20 protein-coding genes and 1 pseudogene are annotated in these 21,208 nt (G+C 55.3%); 11 read left to right on the forward strand and 10 right to left on the reverse strand.

Features of this window, described 5'->3' with window-relative positions; translation table 11 throughout:
• Nucleotides 1-544 (reverse strand): two-component system response regulator RstA (rstA, locus tag QZ766_RS22665; RefSeq protein ID WP_297207633.1); only part of this gene is annotated, 544 nt, incomplete at its 3' end.
• 124 nt (nt 545-668) lie between these two features.
• Here rstA and QZ766_RS22670 point away from each other — a divergent pair.
• Complete coding sequence (locus QZ766_RS22670) at nt 669-1,004, forward strand: GlpM family protein (protein WP_297207634.1); 336 nt, start codon at nt 669-671, stop codon at nt 1,002-1,004.
• Here QZ766_RS22670 and folM read toward each other — a convergent pair.
• The 3 genes from folM to ydgH form a co-directional block, all read right to left on the reverse strand.
• The gene (gene folM, locus QZ766_RS22675; protein ID WP_297207636.1) at nt 1,001-1,723 is read right to left on the reverse strand and encodes a dihydromonapterin reductase; all 723 of its coding nucleotides are present in this window, start codon (nt 1,721-1,723) and stop codon (nt 1,001-1,003) included. The genes QZ766_RS22670 and folM overlap by 4 nt on opposite strands.
• Nucleotides 1,724-1,758: 35 nt before the next feature.
• On the reverse strand, nt 1,759-3,141 hold the full coding sequence (locus QZ766_RS22680; protein WP_297207639.1) for an amino acid permease: 1,383 nt from the start codon (nt 3,139-3,141) through the stop codon (nt 1,759-1,761).
• Nucleotides 3,142-3,316: 175 nt separating this feature from the next.
• Nucleotides 3,317-4,267, reverse strand: a complete 951-nt coding sequence (gene ydgH / locus QZ766_RS22685; RefSeq protein ID WP_297207642.1) for a DUF1471 family protein YdgH — start codon at nt 4,265-4,267, stop codon at nt 3,317-3,319.
• Nucleotides 4,268-4,962: 695 nt separating this feature from the next.
• Between ydgH and pntA the strand changes: the two genes are divergently transcribed.
• The 6 genes from pntA to QZ766_RS22715 all read left to right on the forward strand — a co-directional run bounded on the left by pntA (nt 4,963) and on the right by QZ766_RS22715 (nt 11,926).
• Nucleotides 4,963-6,492 (forward strand): Re/Si-specific NAD(P)(+) transhydrogenase subunit alpha, encoded by a 1,530-nt coding sequence (gene pntA, locus QZ766_RS22690; protein WP_297207645.1) that lies wholly within the window; start codon nt 4,963-4,965, stop codon nt 6,490-6,492.
• Nucleotides 6,493-6,503: 11 nt separating this feature from the next.
• Nucleotides 6,504-7,892 carry a Re/Si-specific NAD(P)(+) transhydrogenase subunit beta gene (gene pntB / locus QZ766_RS22695; protein WP_297207647.1) on the forward strand — a complete coding sequence of 463 codons (1,389 nt, stop codon included), beginning with the start codon at nt 6,504-6,506 and terminating at the stop codon, nt 7,890-7,892.
• 95 nt (nt 7,893-7,987) lie between these two features.
• Nucleotides 7,988-8,626: a leucine efflux protein LeuE gene (leuE, locus tag QZ766_RS22700; RefSeq protein WP_297207651.1), complete on the forward strand. Its 639-nt coding sequence runs from the start codon at nt 7,988-7,990 to the stop codon at nt 8,624-8,626.
• A gap of 100 nt (nt 8,627-8,726) precedes the next feature.
• Complete coding sequence (locus tag QZ766_RS22705) at nt 8,727-9,002, forward strand: metal/formaldehyde-sensitive transcriptional repressor (RefSeq protein WP_297207654.1); 276 nt, start codon at nt 8,727-8,729, stop codon at nt 9,000-9,002.
• 25 nt (nt 9,003-9,027) lie between these two features.
• Nucleotides 9,028-10,146 carry an S-(hydroxymethyl)glutathione dehydrogenase/class III alcohol dehydrogenase gene (locus QZ766_RS22710; RefSeq protein ID WP_297207657.1) on the forward strand — a complete coding sequence of 373 codons (1,119 nt, stop codon included), beginning with the start codon at nt 9,028-9,030 and terminating at the stop codon, nt 10,144-10,146.
• Between the two features lie 157 nt (nt 10,147-10,303).
• Entirely contained in the window at nt 10,304-11,926 is a 1,623-nt protein-coding gene (locus QZ766_RS22715) for a methyl-accepting chemotaxis protein (RefSeq protein ID WP_297207660.1), read from the forward strand.
• 34 nt (nt 11,927-11,960) lie between these two features.
• Here the strand turns inward: QZ766_RS22715 and QZ766_RS22720 are convergent, their stop codons facing one another.
• Nucleotides 11,961-14,342: a glucose/quinate/shikimate family membrane-bound PQQ-dependent dehydrogenase gene (locus tag QZ766_RS22720; RefSeq protein ID WP_297207663.1), complete on the reverse strand. Its 2,382-nt coding sequence runs from the start codon at nt 14,340-14,342 to the stop codon at nt 11,961-11,963.
• 361 nt (nt 14,343-14,703) lie between these two features.
• Here QZ766_RS22720 and QZ766_RS22725 point away from each other — a divergent pair, with 361 nt between their 5' ends.
• Nucleotides 14,704-14,892 (forward strand): YdiH family protein, encoded by a 189-nt coding sequence (locus tag QZ766_RS22725; RefSeq protein ID WP_297207666.1) that lies wholly within the window; start codon nt 14,704-14,706, stop codon nt 14,890-14,892.
• A 66-nt stretch (nt 14,893-14,958) separates the two neighbouring features.
• Here QZ766_RS22725 and uspE read toward each other — a convergent pair whose 3' ends face one another.
• A complete protein-coding gene (uspE, locus tag QZ766_RS22730) occupies nt 14,959-15,909 on the reverse strand; it encodes a universal stress protein UspE (protein WP_297207668.1) in 951 nt (316 codons plus the stop codon).
• Between the two features lie 336 nt (nt 15,910-16,245).
• On the opposite strand from uspE, the gene QZ766_RS22735 reads away from it, so the two are divergent.
• The 3 genes from QZ766_RS22735 to QZ766_RS22745 all read left to right on the forward strand — a co-directional run bounded on the left by QZ766_RS22735 (nt 16,246) and on the right by QZ766_RS22745 (nt 17,849).
• Nucleotides 16,246-16,458 (forward strand): hypothetical protein, encoded by a 213-nt coding sequence (locus tag QZ766_RS22735; protein ID WP_297207670.1) that lies wholly within the window; start codon nt 16,246-16,248, stop codon nt 16,456-16,458.
• Between the two features lie 794 nt (nt 16,459-17,252).
• Nucleotides 17,253-17,567 (forward strand): biofilm development regulator YmgB/AriR family protein, encoded by a 315-nt coding sequence (locus QZ766_RS22740; RefSeq protein WP_297207673.1) that lies wholly within the window; start codon nt 17,253-17,255, stop codon nt 17,565-17,567.
• A gap of 63 nt (nt 17,568-17,630) precedes the next feature.
• Nucleotides 17,631-17,849 carry a hypothetical protein gene (locus QZ766_RS22745; RefSeq protein WP_297207676.1) on the forward strand — a complete coding sequence of 73 codons (219 nt, stop codon included), beginning with the start codon at nt 17,631-17,633 and terminating at the stop codon, nt 17,847-17,849.
• Nucleotides 17,850-17,937: 88 nt separating this feature from the next.
• Here the strand turns inward: QZ766_RS22745 and fnr are convergent, their stop codons facing one another.
• The 4 genes and pseudogenes from fnr to QZ766_RS22765 all read right to left on the reverse strand — a co-directional run.
• Nucleotides 17,938-18,690, reverse strand: a complete 753-nt coding sequence (gene fnr, locus QZ766_RS22750; protein WP_297207678.1) for a fumarate/nitrate reduction transcriptional regulator Fnr — start codon at nt 18,688-18,690, stop codon at nt 17,938-17,940.
• 194 nt (nt 18,691-18,884) lie between these two features.
• Nucleotides 18,885-19,400, reverse strand: coding sequence for a methylated-DNA--[protein]-cysteine S-methyltransferase (ogt, locus tag QZ766_RS22755; protein ID WP_297207681.1), 516 nt, complete (start codon nt 19,398-19,400; stop codon nt 18,885-18,887).
• 129 nt (nt 19,401-19,529) lie between these two features.
• Nucleotides 19,530-20,477: an omptin family outer membrane protease gene (locus QZ766_RS22760; protein WP_297207685.1), complete on the reverse strand. Its 948-nt coding sequence runs from the start codon at nt 20,475-20,477 to the stop codon at nt 19,530-19,532.
• Between the two features lie 112 nt (nt 20,478-20,589).
• Nucleotides 20,590-21,208, reverse strand: a pseudogene (locus tag QZ766_RS22765) (acyltransferase); the annotation flags it as partial.

Raw genomic sequence — 21,208 nt, forward strand, 5'->3', positions numbered from 1 at the left:
GGTCCATGATTTGGCCCGCGTGGGTGCCGAGCTCCCACAGCAGATCGAAATCGGCGGTGGAGAGCGAGATATTTTCATCGTTGAGCAGCACCTGGCGATTAACCGGATCGATGCTGAGAGTGCCGAAGCGCATCACTTTGTGCGGCGTAAGGCCGGAGGCGGGCTCGGGCGATCCGGAACGCGCGACCTGCTGGCGCAGGTGCAGACGCAGGCGCGCCAGCAGCACGGCGGGCGGGGTGGTTTTAAGAATGTAGTCGTTGGCGCCCATCTCCAGGGCGAGGATGTGGTTCATGTCGCTGTCCAGAGAAGTGAGCAGCACAATCGGACCGGCCCAGCGGGCGCGCAAATCGCGGCAGACAGTCATGCCGTCTTTACCGGGCAACATAATATCCAGCAGCACCAGATCCGGGTTTTCGCGCAGGATAACCTCTTCAGCGCGATCGCCCCGGGGCTCAACCAGCACGTCCATGTCGTGTTTACCTAAATAGGCAGCAATAAGGGAGCCGACTTCCGGCTCGTCTTCAACAAATACGATTTTATTCATAGTGGGAGCAGGTGGTAAAAAACGCTAACATACACCGCTGCCAGTAGGGCTGCCATTAATCTTTTATAAACAATGTAACTTCCGCTATCCTGCCTTTTGGTTAACCTCTTTATTCGGGCTGAAAATGGCATTGTTAATTAAGGCCGCGCTGGGTGCGCTGGTGGTATTGCTGATTGGCGTGCTGGCGAAAAGCAAAAATTATTATATCGCCGGGCTGATACCGCTGTTTCCCACGTTCGCGCTGATTGCCCACTATATCGTCGCCAGCGAGCGCGGCACTGAAGCGCTGCGCACCACCATTGTCTTCGGCATGTGGGCGATTATTCCCTATTTTGTCTACCTGCTTTCCCTGTGGTATTTCACCGGCTTTTTACGCCTGCCGCTGGCGCTGGGCGCAGCCGTTGCCTGCTGGAGCCTCAGCGCCTGGCTGCTTATTCTGCTCTGGGGCCGCTTTCATTAAGCCAGCGGCCGCCCGCCGTCAACCCCGAAGCTGCGGCCGGTAACATAGCGGCTGCTCAACAGATAATCCACCAGGTCAATAATCTCCTGCTCGCCGGGGGCAATTTTCATCAGGGATTTATTGAGTGCCCGCAGGCGGTATTCCTCGTCGTCGCCTTCGTTAAACAGGATTAGCGCCGGCGCAATAGCGTTAACTTTGACTTCCGGCGCCAGTTTGCGGGCGAAAGAGCGGGTCATATTATCGAGCGCGGCCTTGCTGGCCGCGTAGGCAATGTGCTTTGCGCTGCCGCTCTCCACCACGTAGTCGGTAAAGTGAACGATATCGGCCGCCGCGTGGCCGCGCCCGCGCAGCAGCGGTTCGAAAGCAAGATTGAGCAGGTAGGGCGTGTTAACGTGGATTTGCATCATCTGCTGCATGACGTCACCGGGAAGGGTACCCGGCGACTCCTCAACCCAGGCGCTGGCATTGTGCAGGATAGCCCGCAGGCCGTCAGTGGTGGCCATCACCGCATCGGCGAAAGCCTGAATGCCGGTATTGGTGGAAAAATCGGCCTGAATGCAGCGCGCGCCTGCCGCTTCCAGCGCGTCAATCGCGGCGTAGCGCGTCCGGTAGCTGATGATCAGCGGCTGGCCCTGCGCCCGAAAGTGCTGCGCCAGCGCGAGGCCGATGCGGCGTCCCGCGCCGGTGATCAGAATTGGGCGTTGTTGGTTATTCCCCACGTAGTGCTCCTCGTTCAGGCCGGTGGGGAATTGAGTTACCCCACCAGAATCCACAGTGCCGGCGCGGCGGCAGCCAGCATTAAACCAATCAGTACCACTTCACGGCGCTTCAGCGCCCGCTCGTGCTGATGCGTGTAGCGGGCATATAAAAAGACCAGCAGCCCCGGCGCGTACAGCACGACGGAGAGTAGCAGATGCATCGGGCCGGAAGCATAGAGCAGCCACAGGCCGTACAGGCAGGCACCGATCCCCACCGCTTTTTGCAGCGGTGATGTCGCAACTTTCAGCAGGAAAGCCCCCACCAGCAAATAAGGTACCAGAATCATCTCGGAAGCGATGGTCAGCAGGGTACCGTAATCGGATCCCGTGAGCCAGATAAGCACCAGACAAACCTGTACGCTAACGTTGGTCAACCACAGGGACGCAGAGGGCGCGCCGTTGTCATTCAGGCGGGAGAAAATACGCGGAAAGGCTTTGTGGGTGGCCGCGAGCCACGGCACTTCGGCGGCCATAATTGTCCAGCTCAGGTAGGCGCCGCACACGGAAACAATCAGTCCGGCGGCGATAACCACTTCGCCCCAGGAGCCCATCAGCTTCACCATCAGCCCGGCCATGGACGGATTGCGCATCGCCGCCAGTTCCGGGCGGGCAACAACCCCGAGCGACAGCAGCGTGACCAGCAGATAGACGCTCAGGGCAGATACCACCGCCAGCAGCGTGGCGCGGCCAACGTCTTTCTTGTGGCGCGCGCGGGATGAGACAACCACCGCACCTTCGACACCGATAAACACCCACAGGGTGATCAGCATCGTGTTCTTCACCTGCTCCCAGACCGGTACGCCGAGGGCGATGCCGCTGAAGTCGAGGCGAAAAATATCAGCGTGAAATGCCATTGCCGCCAGTACCACAAACATCCCCAGCGGCAGCAGCTTCGCCAGCGTGGCTACCAGGTTGATGCTCGCCGCGGTCTGCACCCCGCGCAGCACCAGAAAGTGCACCACCCACAGCAGTACCGAAGCCCCAACGATCGCCTGCCAGGTATTGCCGTCGCCGAACAGGCGCAGGCCGGGAGAATCGGTAAAGAAGCTGAGGGCGGAAAAAACGATAACCAGATAGGAGACGTTGGCGATTACCGCGCAGAGCCAGTAGCCCCACGCCGAGCAGAAGCCTACCAGCTCGCCAAAACCCTCGCGGGCGTAGGTAAAGATCCCGCCGTCAAGCTCCGGGCGAATGCGGGTGAGGATCAGCATCGCGAAAGCGAGAAACAGAATGCCGACGCCGGTTATCACCCAGCCAATCAGCAGCGCGGCGGGGCTGGCGACAGCAGCCATGTTTTGCGGCAGGCTGAAAACCCCAGCGCCCAGCATAGAACTAAGGACCAGCGCAGTCAGAGCGCTCAGGCCAAGCTTCTTTTCCATTGTTATCCTGTTGTAAACGGAACGAAACAAGAATATTTATTTGGCTAAATCGCATAAAAATGAACGATTGCACTAAGGCGCGGGATTCTACGGAGAGTGGTGCTGGCATGCAATGAGGGAAGTATTAAAAAATGAAAAAAGGCAGCCGAAGCTGCCTTTTTATGCGGGTTGAGGCTTACTTGTAGAGGTCGGCGCTGATGGTAATGTTGCCGCCGTTCTCCTGCCACTGGCGCGTAATATGGTAGTACTTGGCGCCTTTTTTCGCGGCGCGCTTGGCAACCTGATAGGATATTTCAGTGATGTTGCCGTAGTTACCGGTGAACTTGACGCTGTCGAACGGAATCATCTGCGCGGCGGCGATTTTGTTCAGCTCTTCGACTTTTTCACCGCTCGGAAGCGTGACGCTGTAACGTCCGCCTTTTGAGGATTGCGTTTCGAAGAAGCGGCCAACGCCGGTACTGGAGCCTGCGGCGGCGGAACTTGCTACGCCCGGGATCTCAACTTTCTTCGCTTCGCTGCCGCCTTTAGCCAGCGCGACGCGCCCGGCCTGAGAGTCAGCCGGAATAGCATCGGCGCTCTGCACGACGCGTTTTTTGGCATCGGCTTTATAGATGAATGCCGTAATGCGCTGGTTGCCGCCGTTGTTGGCGTCAATCTGGCGCACGATGAAGAACGAGGCCGCGCCTTTGGCTTTTGCCGCTTTGGCAATGGCGGTATTGACCGCCGGCTGGTTCGGGTAGAAACCCTGCACGCTGACGGTGTCGAACGGCTCCAGCGTTACCGCCTGGTCTTTCGGCAGCTCCATCACGCCTTCAATCACGCGGTTTTCGGTCGGTGCGGCTTTCGGAGCATCGGTTTTATAAAGATCTGCCGCGACGCGCCAGTTTCCGCTGTTACCAACATCAGAGGTATCAACAACAAAGAATGAGGCGGCTCCCTCTTTGTCCGCTCTGCGGGACATTGCCTCTACAGCATCACTAATGGCGTTGAAACGCCCGGTGATATAAACGCGGTCATAGGGTTTGAGGGCTGCTGCCTGCTCCGGCGTTAACTCCGTCGCTGCGCTGGCGTTAAATGCCGCTGCAGAGAGTAACGCTGACGCCAGGAGGGTGTACTTAAGCTTCATAAAAATTATCCTTCGCCTTGCGCAAACCAGTTATATCCCCGTCATATTTCAAGCTGCCTGTGCGTTGAAGGCCTTCAAGCAGCCCGAATTATTGAGGGTACAGGTATCGTTAGTAATTAAAACGTCAATGATTATTGCATTGAAACAGCGTGTCTGTCTGCGGGATTTTTCACACGCCGCGTTTGTATGTTAATGGCTTGCTATAAGTTTTGCATATATGTTTTAAAAACACCGCGCTCACCACAAAAACAGATAAGAGCTATCCATTTTCCAGGTTAATGCAATGTTAATGCTTGGGCGGGCCGGAGATATTGATCGTTTTTTACCGCTTTCCTCAAGGTGAATATCGGGTTTGCGGGTGAATATAGGGTAAATATTGCTGGCTGATGATGTAAACACTGTGTTTTATCGAATAAATCATAATTGCCAATTTCTGGCTGTAGATCACAGCGATAATTTTCAGTAGGTTATATACCCTTCATACTTCAGGTTGCACAGGTGCTGGCTGCGTTCGCTCATTCCTGCGGGACGCGCGAGTGCTGTTTCAGGCATCAGAGACACGTTGTCGTGCAACTCGAAATATTTAGGGTACAGAACGTTTGTGGTTGTTTCATTTCCTGGTCTTCAACCATTGCCCGCTCGGGCGAACTCAACAAACAACAGACCATAATGACTATCCGATGAAAGGGAATACTATGCGTATTGCGGTACCAAAAGAAACCCTGGCCCAGGAAACCCGAATCGCAGCGACGCCGAAAACGGTTGAGCAGCTGTGCAAGCTGGGTTTCAGCGTGGCTATTGAAAATGGGGCCGGTAAACTCGCGAGCTTTGACGATCGCGCTTTTACCGATGCAGGTGCAGACATCGTTGCAAAGGATGCAATCTGGCAGTCCGACATTATCCTCAAGGTCAACGCGCCGACGGAAGCAGAAATCGCGCTGCTTCAGCCGGGCACCACGCTGATTAGCTTTATCTGGCCCGCCCAGAATGAAGATTTGATGCGCAAGCTCGCCGGGCGGGGCGTAAACGTGATGGCGATGGACTGCGTGCCGCGCATCTCCCGCGCCCAGTCGCTGGACGCCCTGAGCTCAATGGCCAACATCGCGGGCTACCGCGCCATTGTTGAGGCCGCCCACGAGTTTGGCCGCTTCTTTACCGGTCAAATTACTGCCGCCGGTAAAGTGCCACCTGCCAAAGTGATGGTGATCGGTGCGGGTGTTGCGGGACTTGCCGCCATCGGTGCCGCCAACAGCCTGGGCGCCATCGTGCGCGCGTTTGACACCCGCCCGGAAGTGAAAGAGCAGGTGCAAAGCATGGGCGCGGAATTCCTCGAGCTGGATTTTGAAGAGGAGGCGGGCAGCGGCGATGGTTATGCCAAAGTGATGTCCGACGCCTTTATCAAAGCGGAAATGGCGCTGTTTGCCGCCCAGGCAAAAGAGGTGGATATTATCGTCACCACCGCGCTGATCCCGGGTAAACCCGCGCCGAAGCTCATTACGCGCGAAATGGTGGACAACATGCAGCCGGGTAGCGTGGTGGTCGATCTCGCCGCGCAGAACGGCGGCAACTGCGAATATACCGTTCCCGGTGAAGTCTTCACCACGCCTAACGGCGTAAAGATCATCGGCTATACCGATCTTGCCGGGCGCCTGCCCACCCAATCCTCTCAGCTGTACGGCACCAACCTGGTCAACCTGCTCAAGCTGCTGTGCAAAGAGAAAGACGGCAACATCGTCATTGATTTCGATGATGTGGTGGTGCGCGGCGTGACCGTTATCCGCGAAGGCGAGGTTACCTGGCCCGCGCCGCCGATTCAGGTTTCCGCCCAGCCGAAAGCCGCGGTTAAACCGCAGGCCGCCCCCGCCGAACCGGAAAAACCGGCATCGCCGTGGCGTAAGTACGCCCTGATGGCGCTAGTGATTATCCTGTTTGGCTGCCTGGCCAACGTGGCACCGAAAGAGTTCCTCGGCCACTTTACCGTCTTCGCGCTCGCCTGCGTGGTGGGTTACTACGTGGTGTGGAACGTCTCGCACGCGCTGCATACGCCGCTGATGTCGGTTACTAACGCTATTTCAGGGATTATCGTCGTCGGCGCGCTGCTGCAGATTGGCCACGGCGGCTGGGTGAGCTTTCTCAGCTTTATTGCGGTGCTGATTGCCAGTATCAACATCTTCGGCGGCTTCACCGTCACTCAGCGCATGCTGAAAATGTTTCGTAAAGGATAAGGGGTAAGACAATGTCTGGAGGATTAGTTACAGCCGCGTATATTGTTGCCGCGATCCTGTTTATTTTCAGCCTCGCCGGGCTCTCAAAGCACGAGACCTCCCAGCGCGGTAACTACTTCGGTATCGCCGGTATGGCGATTGCGCTGATTGCCACCATTCTCGGGCCGGATTCGGGCAGCGTCGGCTGGATCATTGTGGCGATGGTTATCGGCGGCGCAATCGGTATTCGCCTTGCCCGCCGCGTTGAAATGACTGAAATGCCCGAGCTGGTGGCGATTCTGCACAGCTTTGTTGGCCTGGCGGCGGTGCTGGTGGGCTTTAACAGCTATATCGATCACCAGCCCGGTATGACGCCGGTTCTGGCCAATATCCATCTCACCGAAGTGTTTCTCGGCATCTTCATCGGCGCGGTCACCTTTACCGGTTCGCTGGTGGCGTTTGGCAAACTGCGCGGCAAAATCTCTTCGAAGCCGCTGATGCTGCCGAATCGCCACAAGCTGAACCTCGCGGCGCTGGTGGTTTCTTTCCTGCTGCTGGTGATGTTCGTGCGCACCGAGAGTGTCGGTCTGCAGGTGTTTGCGCTGCTGGTTGTCACCGTTATTGCGCTGGCCTTCGGCTGGCACCTGGTGGCCTCCATCGGTGGCGCGGATATGCCGGTGGTGGTGTCGATGCTCAACTCTTACTCCGGATGGGCGGCGGCGGCGGCGGGCTTTATGCTCGGCAACGATCTGCTGATCGTCACCGGCGCGCTGGTGGGTTCGTCGGGCGCAATTCTGTCTTACATCATGTGTAAGGCGATGAACCGCTCCTTTATCAGCGTCATTGCCGGCGGCTTCGGCACTGATGGTGCCTCTACCGGCGAAGCGGCTGAAGAGGGTGAATATCGCGAAATCAACGCGGAAGAGACCGCCGAGCTGCTGAAAGGCGCCCAGTCAGTGATCATCACCCCGGGCTACGGCATGGCGGTAGCCCAGGCGCAGTATCCGGTGGCGGAAATTACCGAGAAGCTGCGCGCCCGCGGTGTGAAGGTGCGTTTTGGCATTCATCCTGTAGCCGGACGCCTGCCGGGCCACATGAACGTGCTGCTGGCCGAGGCCAAAGTGCCTTACGACATCGTGCTGGAGATGGACGAAATCAACGACGACTTCAGCGATACGGATGTGGTACTGGTGATTGGCGCGAACGATACCGTGAACCCGGCGGCGCAGGACGATCCGAAAAGCCCGATCGCCGGCATGCCGGTACTTGAAGTCTGGAAGGCGCAGAACGTGGTGGTCTTTAAGCGCTCGATGAACACCGGCTATGCCGGGGTACAGAACCCGCTGTTCTTTAAAGAAAACACGCAGATGCTGTTTGGCGATGCCAAGGCCAGCGTCGACGCTATTCTGAAAGCGCTGTAAGCGCATCTAAAAAATAAAGCCGTCTTCGCTTAAAGCGGGGCGGCTTTTTTTGTTATGATCGAAGCCCTATTTTTTCTCGCTGTGAGGGAGTACAGGTGTTTGCAGATTTTGGCGTGCTGAATTACTGGACCTATCTACTGGGCGCTATCTTTATCATTCTGGTCCCCGGACCCAATACCTTTTTCGTGCTGAAAACCGGTGCCGCCCACGGGATCCGCATGGGCTATCTGGCGGCGTTTGGCGTATTTGTCGGCGACGCGGTGCTGATGTTCCTGTCTTACGCGGGGGTTGCCACGCTGATCAAAACCACGCCGGTACTGTTCAATATCGTGCGCTATCTGGGTGCCATGTATCTGTTCTACCTCGGCGTGAAAATGCTGTGGTCGGTAATCAAAAAGCAGGGTGCTGAACACGCGCACGGCGGCGAGCACGGCAGCAAAATTCTCAAGCGCGCGCTGACCCTCAGCCTGACCAATCCAAAGGCGATTCTGTTTTACGTCTCATTCTTCGTGCAGTTTATCGATGTGCGCGCCGCTACGCCGGGGCTGGCGTTTCTGATCCTGGCCGTCACGCTGGAGATTGTGAGCTTTATTTACCTCAGCTTCCTGATCGTCTCCGGCTCGCTGGTGACCCGCTTTGTCGGCAGCCGCAAGAGTCTGGTCAAGCTCGGCAACAGCCTTATCGGCCTGGTGTTCGTCGGCTTCGCCGCGCGGCTCGCCTCGCTGCAATCTTAAGATAAGCCTGCTGCATAAAAACCACGCGAGTCGTGGTTTTTTTATAGCCATATTTTGTGAATTGTCATAGTATACCCCCCTATACTATCGAGGAGGCGCTATGCCGCATTCACCCGCAGATAAGAAAAAGGCGCTGACCCGCGTGCGCCGCATCAAGGGGCAGGTCGAGGCGCTGGAGCGCGCGCTGGACGGCGGCGAACCCTGCCTGACTATCCTGCAGCAGATTGCCGCTATCCGCGGGGCCGCTAACGGCCTGATGGGCGAGCTGCTCGGCATGCACCTGAAAGATGAGCTGGTGGTCGGCGATACCACCCCGGACCAGCGCGCCCTGCGCATGGCGGATGTGGATCAGCTGCTAAAATCGTACCTGAAGTAATTCACCAAAAGAGAAGAGACAAACAATGAAATCACGTGCTGCTGTTGCGTTTGGCCCCGGCCAGCCGCTTAAAATTGTTGAGATCGATGTCGCGCCGCCGAAAAAAGGCGAAGTGCTGGTTAAAATTACCCACACCGGCGTCTGCCACACCGATGCCTTTACCCTCTCAGGTGACGATCCGGAGGGCGTCTTCCCGGCGGTGCTCGGTCATGAAGGCGGCGGCGTCGTGGTGGAAGTGGGCGAAGGCGTGACCAGCCTCAAGCCCGGCGATCGGGTTATTCCGCTGTACACCGCCGAATGTGGCGAGTGCAAATTCTGTAAATCCGGCAAAACTAACCTCTGCCAGGCGGTACGCGCTACCCAGGGCAAAGGCCTGATGCCGGACGGCACCACGCGCTTTTCCTACAACGGCGAGCCGATTTATCACTACATGGGCACCAGCACCTTCAGTGAATACACCGTGGTAGCCGAGATCTCGCTGGCGAAAGTCAGCCCGGAAGCTCCGCTGGATAAAGTGTGCCTGCTGGGCTGCGGCGTCACCACCGGCATTGGTGCGGTGCACAACACGGCAAAAGTGAAAGAGGGCGATACCGTTGCCGTCTTCGGGCTGGGCGGTATCGGCCTGGCGGTGATCCAGGGCGCGGTGCAGGCCAAAGCAGGACGCATTCTGGCGGTTGATACCAATCCGGAGAAATTTAAGCTGGCCGCAGAGATGGGCGCGACAGATTTCGTCAATCCCAAAGATTACGATAAGCCGGTGCAGGACGTGATTGTCGAACTGACCGACGGCGGCGTGGACTTCAGCTTTGAGTGCATTGGCAACGTGAACGTGATGCGCGCGGCCCTCGAGTGCTGCCACAAAGGCTGGGGAGAGAGCATTATTATCGGCGTGGCCGGCGCGGGACAGGAGATCAAAACCCGTCCGTTCCAGCTGGTTACCGGTCGCGTCTGGCGCGGCTCCGCCTTTGGCGGCGTGAAGGGGCGCACCCAGCTGCCCGGGATGGTTGAGGATGCGATGGCCGGTAAAATCAATCTCGATCCGTTTATCACCCACCGCCTGCCGCTCGGCCAGATCAATGACGCCTTCGATCTGATGCACGCCGGGAAGTCCATTCGTACCGTAATCCATTTCGGCGAACAGTAATCCCCGGAGCCGGTGGCTTGCTGCCGCCGGCTGCAGTCGCTTTATAACTAAACTGTGACCGGCGTTACGCTTTTTGGCGTAAACAATCTGCGCGCCGGGCCGATGACTCTTTGACGAGCGCGCGGTTGCGCCACTTAGCCTCAGAGAGCCCACAGTTATGGATATCACTGCCGCGCATTTTCCGCGCAAAATTGCCTTTCTGCATCATATTCGCTTAGTACCACTCTTTTGCGCCATTCTCGGCGGCGTTCTGCTGCTTTTTGCCCTCAGCGCCGGACTGGCCAGTTATTTTTTGCTGCAGGCCGACAGCGGACAGCGTAGCGTCACCCGAGAGCTGCAGGTTCAGTCCGGGCTGGCGAACAGCGCCAGCCTGCTGCGCACCGCCCGCATTAATCTTATCCACGCCGGTGCCGCCAGCCGCATCGCGGAAATGGATGACATGAAGCGTAATATCGCTCAAGCGCAGCAGGGAATACGCCAGGCCGCGGCGGAGTTTCAGGTTTATGCCAATCGTACCGTGAAAACCCCCGCTGACGCGGCGCTGGATGGTGACATTACAGTACGCTTTAAGGCCTACCTTGAGGGTATGCAGCCAATGCTAAAATACGCCAAAAACGGTATGTTCGAGGCGATTATTAACCATGAAAACGAGCACGCTCGCCAGCTGGATGCCGCCTATGAAGAAGTGCAGGGAAAAGTACTGGCTATTCGCAACGCCCGCGCTGCCGATCTTGCTGATAGCGTCCACCGGCGCACCCGGCTGGGCATCGGCTTTATGATTGCCGCATTTGCTGCGGCTGTGGTTATGAGTCTGCTGACCTTCTTCGCTCTGCGCCAGATTGTCATTGATCCTCTGAAGCGCGAGCTTAACCGCATCGGGCAAATTGCCAGCGGCGATCTGACGCTTCCACCGCAGGGCACCGGACGCAGCGAAATCGGCAGGCTCAGTCTCGGCCTGCAAAAAATGCAGCAGTCGCTGGCGGAGACTGTTGGCACCGTGCGCCACGGCGCGGATGAAATTTTTCGCGGCACTGGCGAGATAGCGGCCGGCAACAGCGATCTCTCTTCGCGGACCGCGCAGCAGGCCGCGGCCCTCGAAGAAACTGCTGCCAGCATGGAGCAGCTTACCGCTGCCGTGCAGCAGAATGCCGATAGCGCGCACCGCGCCAGCGGGCTGGCGCAGGATGCCTCTGAGAGGGCGACCCGCGGCGGTGATATTGTCGCCGGCGTTGTTGCTACAATGGGCAATATCTCCGCCAGCTCGCAGAAAATAGCCGAAATCACCGCAGTGATTAATAGCATCGCTTTCCAGACCAACATTCTGGCCCTCAACGCCGCTGTCGAAGCGGCGCGGGCGGGGGAGCAGGGGCGCGGCTTCGCGGTGGTTGCCGGCGAGGTCAGGCACCTTGCCAGCCGCAGCGCGCAGGCGGCAAAAGAGATTGAAGTCCTTATTGCTGACGCCGCCAGGTTGATTACGCTCGGCGTCAAAGAAGCGAGTGCGGCCGGCAGCACCATGAATGAGATCGTTGCCGCCGTCGGGCGGGTAAGCGGCATCATGCATGAGATAGCGGCCGCCTCGGACGAGCAAAGCCGCGGTATTACCCTTGTGAGTCAGGCGATTGCAGAAATGGATAGTGTGACCCAGCAAAACGTCTCGCTGGTAGAGGAAGCCTCTGCCGCTGCATCTTCGCTGGAGGCGCAGGCGGGACGGCTGGCGGATGCGGTGGGCGCGTTTCGCCTGGCGCCGGGCGGACAATCGCTTTTAAACGCACAGAATTGAAAAAGGGCCCGAATTCGGGCCCTTCTGGCAAGGATTACTGCTTATCCGGCAGCGCGTAGGCGATGATGTAATCGCCTCTGTCCGGCGACTGGCGGGCGCCGCCGGCGTTAATGATGATGTACTGTTTGCCGGTTTTCGGCGAAACATAGGTCATCGGGCCGGACTGGCTGCCCACCGGCAGGCGAGATTTCCAGATCTCTTTACCATTGGCGGTATCAAAGGCGCGCAGGTAGAAATCCTGGGTGCCGGCGAAGAACAGCAGGCCGGACTGGGTAGAGAGCGACGCGCCCAGCGTTGGCATACCTACCGGGATCGGCATATGCATGCGGATCCCCAGCGGCCCGGTATCTTCTACCGTACCCACCGGCACCTGCCACACCAGCTTGCCGGATTTCAGATCCACTGCCGACATGGTGCCAAACGGCGGCTTCTGGCAGGGAATGCCCATCGGCGACAGGAAACGCTCGCGCATCGCGCCAAACGGGGTGCCCTCCATCGGTACAATACCCATCTCGATGCCGCTGGCGTTTTTCGCAACATGCGCGCGCGGCACCATGTAGTTAGCCAGGCCCAGGCGCATATCGTTGACGAACATCAGGCTGTTGTTCGGATCCACCGAGACACTGCCCCAGTTCATGCCGCCCAGCGAGCCGGGATACTGCAGCGAACGGTCGGTGCCCGGCGGGGTAAAGATCCCCTGATGGCGCATCTCTTTAAACTGAATGCGGCACAGCAGCATATCTACTGGCGTGGCGCCCCACATATCCGACTCTTTCAGCGTTTCGTTGCCGATCATCGGCATGCCTACAGAGTAAGGCTGGGTAGGCGAATAGCGCTCGCCCTCAACGTTACCTGCCGGTACCGGACGCTCCTCGACCTTAGCCACCGGCTCTCCGGTTTCGCGATTGAGCATGAAAATCATGCCCTGCTTCGAGGTCTGGACCAGTACTGGCGTGGTGCCGCCTTTGCCGTTCGGCAAATCGTACAGCAGCGGCTGCGACGGCAGGTCAAAGTCCCACAGATCGTGATGGGTGGTCTGATAGTGCCAGCGGACTTTGCCGGTGGTGGCATCTACGGCAACGATAGACGAGCTGTATTTGTCATCCAGCGCCGTACGTTCGCCGGCCCAGAAGTCGGGAGTGGCATTGCCGGTAGGCAGATAAACCAGATTGAGCTTCGCATCGTAGGACATCGCCGACCAGACGTTCGGCGTGCCGCGGGTGTAGGTTTGCCCCGCAGGCGGCTCGCCGGTCATGGCCGGATTGCCCGGATCCCACGCCCACGCCAGCTTGCCGGTATGGACATCAAACGCGCGCACCACGCCCGGCGGTTCGTCGGTAGAGAAGTTGTCCGCTACGCGGCCACCGACGACTACAACATTACCGGCTACCAGCGGGGTCGAGGTTTGCTGATAGTAGCCGGGCTTGATTTCGCCCATGCCGACGCTGAGATCGACCACGCCGTTATTGCCAAAGTCGGCGCAGGCTTTGCCGGTATCGGCATTGATGGCGATCAGGCGGGCATCGATGGTAGGCAGGAACAGGCGGCGCGGACAGACTGCGGGCTGAGAGGCGGATGCCGGTTCAGCCGAGGTCTGAGCTTGCGCATCGGCAAAGTAGCCGAGGCCGCGGCAGCGCTGCCAGTTTGGCGCTTTGGCTTTAGGATCGAAGCGCCACTTCTCTTTGCCGGAATCCACGTCCAGGGACAGCACCTTACCGTACGGCGTGCAGACAAACAGCGAGTCGCCTACCTGCAGCGGCGTATTCTGATCTTCTGCGCCAGAGCCGTTGCTCTGCGGAATATCGCCAGTGTGTGCGGTCCAGGCAACCTGCAGGGTATCTACGTTCTGCTTGTTAATCTGATCAAGCGCGGCGAAACGATCCCCGTGGGTGGTGTTTCCCCAGTGCTCCCAGTTTTTCTGCTCGCTGCCCGGCGCAACCGGTTTTACCGGTACCGGTTCGCTGGCGGTAACCAGCGGCTGCGGTTTGAACATCCAGCCAAAACTGACCAGCAGCGCAATCGCCAGCAGTCCCGCAATGCTGAAGGCCGGCCCCTTGCGCGCGGGCTGCACTGGCGCAAGCCAGGGCCAGACCAGCGCCGCGAGCATGGCCAGTACGCCAAAGGTAAACAGGCGGGTAAACAGCGGCCAGAACTCAACCCCGGCATCGCCAATGGCCCAGGCAATGGACGCGAGAAATGCCGCGGCGTACAGCACGATCCCGCTGCGCCGGCGAAGGGCAATCAGCACGGCTGAGACAACCATGACTGCACCCATGATGGCGAAATAGCGACTGCCGCCGACGGTTGCGAGCTTAATTCCCAGCCCGCCTACGGCTAGCCCGATGATGGCCATCAGGACCACCAGAAGCCACAGCAGAATACGGGGAACTCCGCGCGGCATACTGCCTGTTGTCATTTTATATCTCCTTTAGAGGCACTCTCTTTTGGCATTAACCAGAAGAAACACGTTTTACGTAATTGGCTTTTGTATGAAGGTTTGATTGCTATCGTTACGCGATAATTGATACTGTGAATGAACCATTTGGTGAATGGCGGCTATGATAGATCTGTTAAATTGCTTTACGCAATTGTTAATAAATAAATTCGCACTATTTGAATGGGAACAGGGCAGGGCTAAAGGGCCAGCAACGGCGCGGGCTTATGGGATAAAAGGCCTTAAAAAAGTGTAAATTTTCACCGCCGGATTGCTTTTGGTCAAAAAATGCTCAGCAAAGGGTGTTATACTGATGGGGTTTTCAAACCCAAATGAGGATGTTATGGATACCGATCTAACCCCCGAACTGCTGGCTGTTGAATATCTTCGTCGCGAGTCAGTTTCTCTTACCCCGGCCCAGTACCTGAAACGCGTTAAGCAGCTGGCGCTGGAATTTGCCGATTTGATGGCGCTCTCCTCGCTGGAACTGAAAGAAGAGATCGATCACGCACGCCGCCTCGGTATCCATTGACAGGTTAACCAGTAAAAAGGCCCGGAGAGCATTAAGCTCGCCGGGCCTTTTTTTATGCCGTATTGGCTAATCGTCTTCGTCGTCGTCCAGCTCAACCGGCGTCTGAAACGATTCCGGCTTCAGTGCCAGCAAATCGCAGCGCAAGTGATCGATAACCTGCTCGGCGGTATTGCCGAGGAAGGCCGCCGACAGGCCGGTGCGCCCAACGGTACCCAGCACGACGATCCCTGCCTGCAGGTGTTCAGCGATATCCGGGATAACCTCTTCCGGCAGCCCCTTCTGTACGTGGGTCTGCGCTTCCGAAATACCAAACTTTTGCCGCAGCGCTTTCATCGCCAGCAGATGCTGGCCGCGAATCGCGTCATTATAGACGCTGGGATCGAAATCCGGCAGTTCGATAGCGATATTAATTGGCGTGACTGGATAAGCACCCACCAGATGAACATCGGTGTGGTTTATCTCTTCTGCCAGCTCGATAGCCTCGCGCACCAGCGTTTCGTTCAGCAGGTTGTGATAGGGCTCCTCGCTGGCAAGATTGACAGCCACCAGCGCTTTACCGCCTTCGGGCCAGGGCTGATCTTTAACCATCCACACCGGGCAGGGACACTTGCGCAGCAGGTGCCAGTCCGTTGGAGTGAAGATCACCGCTTCCAGCTTATCGTGCTGGTGGGCCATCTTTAGCAGAAGGTCGTGGCCGCCGCTTATCACTTCCTGAATGATGGCTTCGTAAGGACGGTTGTGCCACACAACCTTAATATCAATCGGCACGCCGGCCTCAAGATAGTATTTAGCCTGTTCGCGGATCCACGCGGTTCGCTGGCTGATAACCCCCTGGCGCATCGCCGTGCGCTCGTCCGGCGAGAGCAGGGTAGTCATCTCATAGGAAAAATCGTAGATCGGCAGAAACGCCTTTATTGTGCCGCCAATCTGCTGGTGCAGATACACAGCACGCCGCAGCGCGGGCTGATCGTCCTGGTTGGGATCGATGGCTACCAGCATATTTTGATACTTCGCCATACAGGTTCTCCTTACTACTGTGGCTACAGTTCTTAAGTAAAGATAACCCATCCGGGGGTAATTGAAACAGTGGAGTAGGGCAGCAGATCAATAATTTAATAAAATTAATCATTGGCCGGCGTAAATTTTTGTCTTTGAAGGGTTTTTTGCCTGCTAAAGCGGACCGTTGATCCGCGCTGGCAGCGCCAGGGCACATCACAAATTCCAGCGCGCGGCGGCGGGATTATTTACCCTTATACTGCAAATAATTTGATACAAAAGTGTTATATACAAATTCCTTATGGGCCTTGTTTTTGCAGCTACGCTTAGAGAAGGTACCAAACATCGGGAGGAATTATGTTAAATCATTCAGAAGCGAAAAGATGGGCCTGCCTGATGCTTAAAGCCGCTTTGTGCGACGGCATGGACACTGCGGAGATCGCCAGGCAGATTCATCTCGTCTGCGATCGCCACGGCAAAGAGTGTCTTGAAGAAATTATTGAGGAAATTTTAATTGAGGCGGGACGCATAGGGCCGCGGCATCACGAAGGCAGACTTGCTCATCATTAAAGAATTTTCTTACACAAACCGCCCGCCCGGCGGTTTTTTAGTTTATTCATATCAACACGCTTACCTAAGCATTATTTATGATTTCTAATACTCCGCCGGCTGATTTTACTCTGGATATTATCCTCCCATCCTGAATAGTTTCTGCGCATAAAAGCGGCAGGTGTATGAAATTTATTAGGTTTATAATTTAAGGTACCCATGCTTAGAGAGGGCAGTCTGGAAAAATATATTTTGAAGCTTATCAGGTCTAAGAAAATTATATTAATATTAATCGTTTTTTATTATTGGATAATGTAGCTGAGTAAGAAATGATAGTCATTGGATGTTAAAACATACAAGAACTTTCCGCTCCTTCGCGCAAGGATCTATATAGTTTATGCAGGGGTATCTCTGCAGTATTTCAGCTCTCACCGTGTTGTGGATACTTAAGCGTTTATTCTTATCGCAAGCTGTACGCTATTAATATCTAACTACATAGACGGAATATAAAATCAAATTTAGCAAAAAGTGCTGAGGTAATAATTGAAAGGCGGCATTATTAACTATAATTGTTGTGTTAAATAATGGTTATTTTTGGGTTGCTTTTATGTTTAATATAAATAAATATATATAATTCAATGGTATAATAAAGAGCTGAAATTTTTTAAATTATTTGAAAAAATACTGTACAAAATTAAAATGCTCGACTACCTTAATATTGAAGTCCTGGTATTTATTTGAATCACTTATTTCTTAGCCCTCACACGAAGAGAGGGTTAACTTATACGTTAATTTAATATTATCATTTTGGAGCAATGGAGATGGTTCTGTTTTCGGGTTTATATGCGAGCACTGCCGATAGTGAGTTTACCGCAAATGAATCTAATGAGTTTATAGAGAGCAAGGCATTATTTCAGTACCTGTTAAAAAACGGCGCCAGATATAACGATGAGAGGATAGCGTTAGGTGCCGCCACCCGAAACCTGCTTTCGGTGAACAAGTCGGTTACTAATAAAAACTTGATTTACAGCCTGTTAGCGATGCTTTCCTGCTGTGAAGATGCGGTTACCAGCGATATTATACGCCACACCTTAGAGATCGTTGTTGAGTTCACGGAGGATGATATTTGATACGCGCTTGCTGGGTTATATATCAATTATTCTGAAGCAATGAGTTTTTCGGTGTGGTGAAAAATGAAGCATGCTATTTTTGAGCAGCATAACGCTTATGCTGAGCAGTCTCTGGTAAATGATAGTGACGCGCCGTCACTTATAAATATCGCTACATGCAGCGATATCTTAAAAGCCGTTGCGGCCATTCGCGCTGCGAAAGAGAGGTTAATGACATCCGATATCCAACTGCAAATGCAGCAGTCGCGCTTTCAGGCGTCGCTGAGAATAAAATCAGATTAATATAATCTCTGGGCCTGTTAAGCGTTTGCTGAACGGGCCCTTTATGTTGAGAAAGCAGCAGGATCGCTGATTAAAGAGGAGGGGACTCTTAAGCGACGTTTTTAGCCTGACCTGCGAGCTGCGCCAGCAGATCGCTGTTCTCAATCGTAATGTACTTACCTTTTACCGCCAGCATTCCACTCTTCTGAAAGCGGCCCAGCAGGCGGCTGATGGTTTCAACCGTCAGGCCAAGATAGTTGCCGATATCGCCGCGGGTCATGGTCAGGCGGAATTCGCGCGGAGAGAAGCCGCGCTGCGCAAAGCGCCGCGAAAGGTTGTAGATAAATGCCGCCAGACGTTCCTCGGCATTTTTCTTCGACAGCAGCAGGATCATATCCTGGTCGCCTTTGATCTCGCCGCTCATCAGGCGCATCATCTGCTGGCGCAGGTTGGGCATTTTACCGGAAAGATCGTCGAGGGTTTCAAACGGGATTTCGCACACCATTGAGGTTTCCAGCGCCTGAGCAAAGCTCGGGTGATGGCCGGTACCGATAGCGTCAAAGCCAACCAAATCGCCAGCGAGGTGGAAGCCGGTGATCTGCTCATCGCCCTGCTCGGTAATGGTGTAACTCTTAATGGTGCCGGAGCGAATGGCGTACAGAGACTTCAGCTCATCGCCTGCTTTAAACAGGGTCTGACCTTTCTGGATAGGCTTTTTACGCTCGATGATATTATCAAGCTGATCAAGCTCGTGCTCATTGAGGGTAAACGGGATACAGAGTTGGCTGATGCTGCAATCCTGGCAGTGTATAGCGCAACCGCCAGACTGAATGCGTCGTATAATTCGCTTTTCTGGGATCATAGATATGCTCAGACCTTTAATTGATATTGGTCAATTTTAACATCTTTTTGGTGAGCAGGTAAGTGCCAGCAGGTGCAATAGCCTTATATTCATCTGGGAAATGAGTTGATGAATTTATCCTATTGATAATATTGTCATTAATTTATCACCCCCGAAAAAAAGAAGCGCACGAAATGTGGATTTATGCCGTAATATCAGAGTAAAAAGTACCCCTCATGGCGCAGCAACCACTCTTTACGCTGCACGCCGCCGGCGTAGCCAGTCAGAGTGCCGTTGCGGCCAATCACCCGGTGGCAGGGCACCACAATGCTGATGGGATTGGCGCCGTTAGCGGCCCCAACTGCGCGCGCCGCACCAGCACGACCAAGGCGTTCCGCCAGCTCGCCATAATGCATGACTTCGCCACAGGGAATAGTACGTAAAACTTGCCACACCTCGCGCTGAAACGGCGTACCTGCCGTTTCGCCCGGCAGGCCGTTAATCACCCCGAGATCGCCGTCAAAATAGTCCCTGAGCTTATCGCTCAGGCCGCCGGGATTCGCCGCCGCTACGCGCTGATATCCCTCCCTGCGGTAGTGCACCTCCAGCAGCTGCTCCATCCGATCGCTGTGTTCCTCCCACTCGACGGCGCGCAGCCGGTACGCCTCATCGCAGAGGATCCAGAGTGGGCCAACCGGCGTGGCGATTTTATCTTGCAGCAGCGTGAGCATCGTTATTCCTTCAACCTATTGGGATCAATGAGAAGCACCAACGATACCATACAGCGACCGGCACCCTCTATACGCCGAAGAGGATATATAAACGTCATCCTTAAGGCTGCCTGCACGCAGCCCGCCTACTCAGAATCGGTACTCAAGCCCGGCCGTTACGCTGTAGTTTGTGTTTTCGATGCCGGCCACATCGCCGCCAATATGCGCTTTCTCACCGCTGGTGCGGTCAATGATCTGCGTGCCGCCTTTACCCCGGGCGTACCTGCTCCAGGTAAATTCGGTAAACACCCTGGCATTGGGGGTAACGTAATAACCCGCATTCACCGCCGCAGAGTAATAGTTGGCGTTTTGACTTTTATCCCGGAAGGTCAAACTGCGCATATAGTGCTCGTCGTTGTCTCTGGCTTTGACCCACGAGCTGTATTTCAGCAACGTGCTGAATTCGAAATCCCGGTATCGATAGCTGCCGTTCAGGCCAACGTACGGCATGCTGAATTTTTGCTGATACCCGATGCCGCGCACGCCGGGTGGAAACTCACCGAGCCTGGTGCCGTTATCGTACTGATAACTTCCGCCAAATGCCGTCCAGCTAAAGCGGGTCTGCTGGTAGCCAAGAATGGCGCCGATTTTATAGTCGGGGCGTTTCAGCAGCCACAGTTTGCTATTCACGTCATATTCGTTGGCATAATTAAGATGTGTATCGGGGCTGTGTGACCAGTCCGTCCAGTGTGACTGGTTATCGTTTAACCAGTCGTAGTCGTCCATTTTCGCGCCGCTCGAACCGAGGGAGCTCCAGCCCTTTGCATTTAAGGTTAACCAGGAAAACGTATCCCAGGAAATATCGCCTTTAATAATGGCCGTGTTGTTGATTTTCCATTTCAGCTGGCTAATTTTTCTGCCGCTATCGCCGTCATAAACATACTCTTTGGCTTCACCGTGTAGCCAGCCCAGCGAGGTGCTTGCGGCAACACTACTGGGATCCAGATTGATACTAAAAGGGCCACCTGCATTTTGCGCCTGCGCAGCATCTGTAATAACCAACCCCAGCACAGCGAAGGCAATACTTTTTTTCTTCATAAGTTGCTATCTCTTTTTATCGCTGCCGGGCCCCTCAGCTGATCAATAACTATCATCGGAAGCAGGGCCCGGCAGGCATCATTTTTAGCTGCGTACAAAAAGGTTGTGGTTTTTAACCTGTGAAAACAGTATTAATCAGGCTCTTGCGATTTCCTCCGGTGATTTTCCCGACAATCGTCACCTGTATCCGGGTCAACAGTACGGCAATCCCTACCGCCACCACGTATTTAATAAGCACGTTAACGTCGGCATGCTCACGGCGGAATGCTTCAACTACCGGAATGTGCCACAGATAAATCCAGATCGTATTGGCTGAGACAAACCGCACAAACCCGCCGATTTTTTCAATGTGCAGATACTCAAGCAGAGAGAATATAAGCAGGCTCATAATCGTCGCATAGGCGATATAGTAGAGGGTCGGCGGGTATTTATAATCCTGAATATCATCGAGACCGCCGTGGCGCAGATAGTTGTAGACCACGTAAGCCAGAAAAACGATGACAAAATTGAGCAGGCAAAATGAAATCTCGCGCCGGGAAAGCGCCAGCACTTTATAGCCGATAATGAATATCGCGCCGTAAGAGATGGCCGGGATAATAATATCCTTAACGATACTTGCCGGTAAGGCCGGGAGGCGCGCGTAGCCGGTTAACGACAGCAGCAGCGAAACGCACAGCAGCAGAATAGAGAAAAACGGCAGGCTATAGCTGCTGACGCCGTTTGCCACGCGG

This window comes from uncultured Pluralibacter sp. (genome assembly GCF_913775985.1).
Lineage (GTDB): Bacteria > Pseudomonadota > Gammaproteobacteria > Enterobacterales > Enterobacteriaceae > Pluralibacter.

Coding starts and splice junctions, on each gene's coding strand:
- QZ766_RS22670 (WP_297207634.1), top strand. CDS start 669: ATGGCATTGTTAATTAAGGCCGCGCTGGGTGCGCTGGTGGTATTGCTG.
- QZ766_RS22740 (WP_297207673.1), top strand. CDS start 17,253: ATGGAGATGGTTCTGTTTTCGGGTTTATATGCGAGCACTGCCGATAGT.
- fnr (WP_297207678.1), bottom strand. CDS start 18,690: ATGATCCCAGAAAAGCGAATTATACGACGCATTCAGTCTGGCGGTTGC.
- QZ766_RS22735 (WP_297207670.1), top strand. CDS start 16,246: ATGTTAAATCATTCAGAAGCGAAAAGATGGGCCTGCCTGATGCTTAAA.
- QZ766_RS22680 (WP_297207639.1), bottom strand. CDS start 3,141: ATGGAAAAGAAGCTTGGCCTGAGCGCTCTGACTGCGCTGGTCCTTAGT.
- QZ766_RS22745 (WP_297207676.1), top strand. CDS start 17,631: ATGAAGCATGCTATTTTTGAGCAGCATAACGCTTATGCTGAGCAGTCT.
- QZ766_RS22760 (WP_297207685.1), bottom strand. CDS start 20,477: ATGAAGAAAAAAAGTATTGCCTTCGCTGTGCTGGGGTTGGTTATTACA.
- uspE (WP_297207668.1), bottom strand. CDS start 15,909: ATGGCGAAGTATCAAAATATGCTGGTAGCCATCGATCCCAACCAGGAC.
- QZ766_RS22715 (WP_297207660.1), top strand. CDS start 10,304: ATGGATATCACTGCCGCGCATTTTCCGCGCAAAATTGCCTTTCTGCAT.
- pntB (WP_297207647.1), top strand. CDS start 6,504: ATGTCTGGAGGATTAGTTACAGCCGCGTATATTGTTGCCGCGATCCTG.
- ydgH (WP_297207642.1), bottom strand. CDS start 4,267: ATGAAGCTTAAGTACACCCTCCTGGCGTCAGCGTTACTCTCTGCAGCG.
- QZ766_RS22720 (WP_297207663.1), bottom strand. CDS start 14,342: ATGACAACAGGCAGTATGCCGCGCGGAGTTCCCCGTATTCTGCTGTGG.
- ogt (WP_297207681.1), bottom strand. CDS start 19,400: ATGCTCACGCTGCTGCAAGATAAAATCGCCACGCCGGTTGGCCCACTC.
- pntA (WP_297207645.1), top strand. CDS start 4,963: ATGCGTATTGCGGTACCAAAAGAAACCCTGGCCCAGGAAACCCGAATC.
- QZ766_RS22710 (WP_297207657.1), top strand. CDS start 9,028: ATGAAATCACGTGCTGCTGTTGCGTTTGGCCCCGGCCAGCCGCTTAAA.
- QZ766_RS22705 (WP_297207654.1), top strand. CDS start 8,727: ATGCCGCATTCACCCGCAGATAAGAAAAAGGCGCTGACCCGCGTGCGC.
- QZ766_RS22725 (WP_297207666.1), top strand. CDS start 14,704: ATGGATACCGATCTAACCCCCGAACTGCTGGCTGTTGAATATCTTCGT.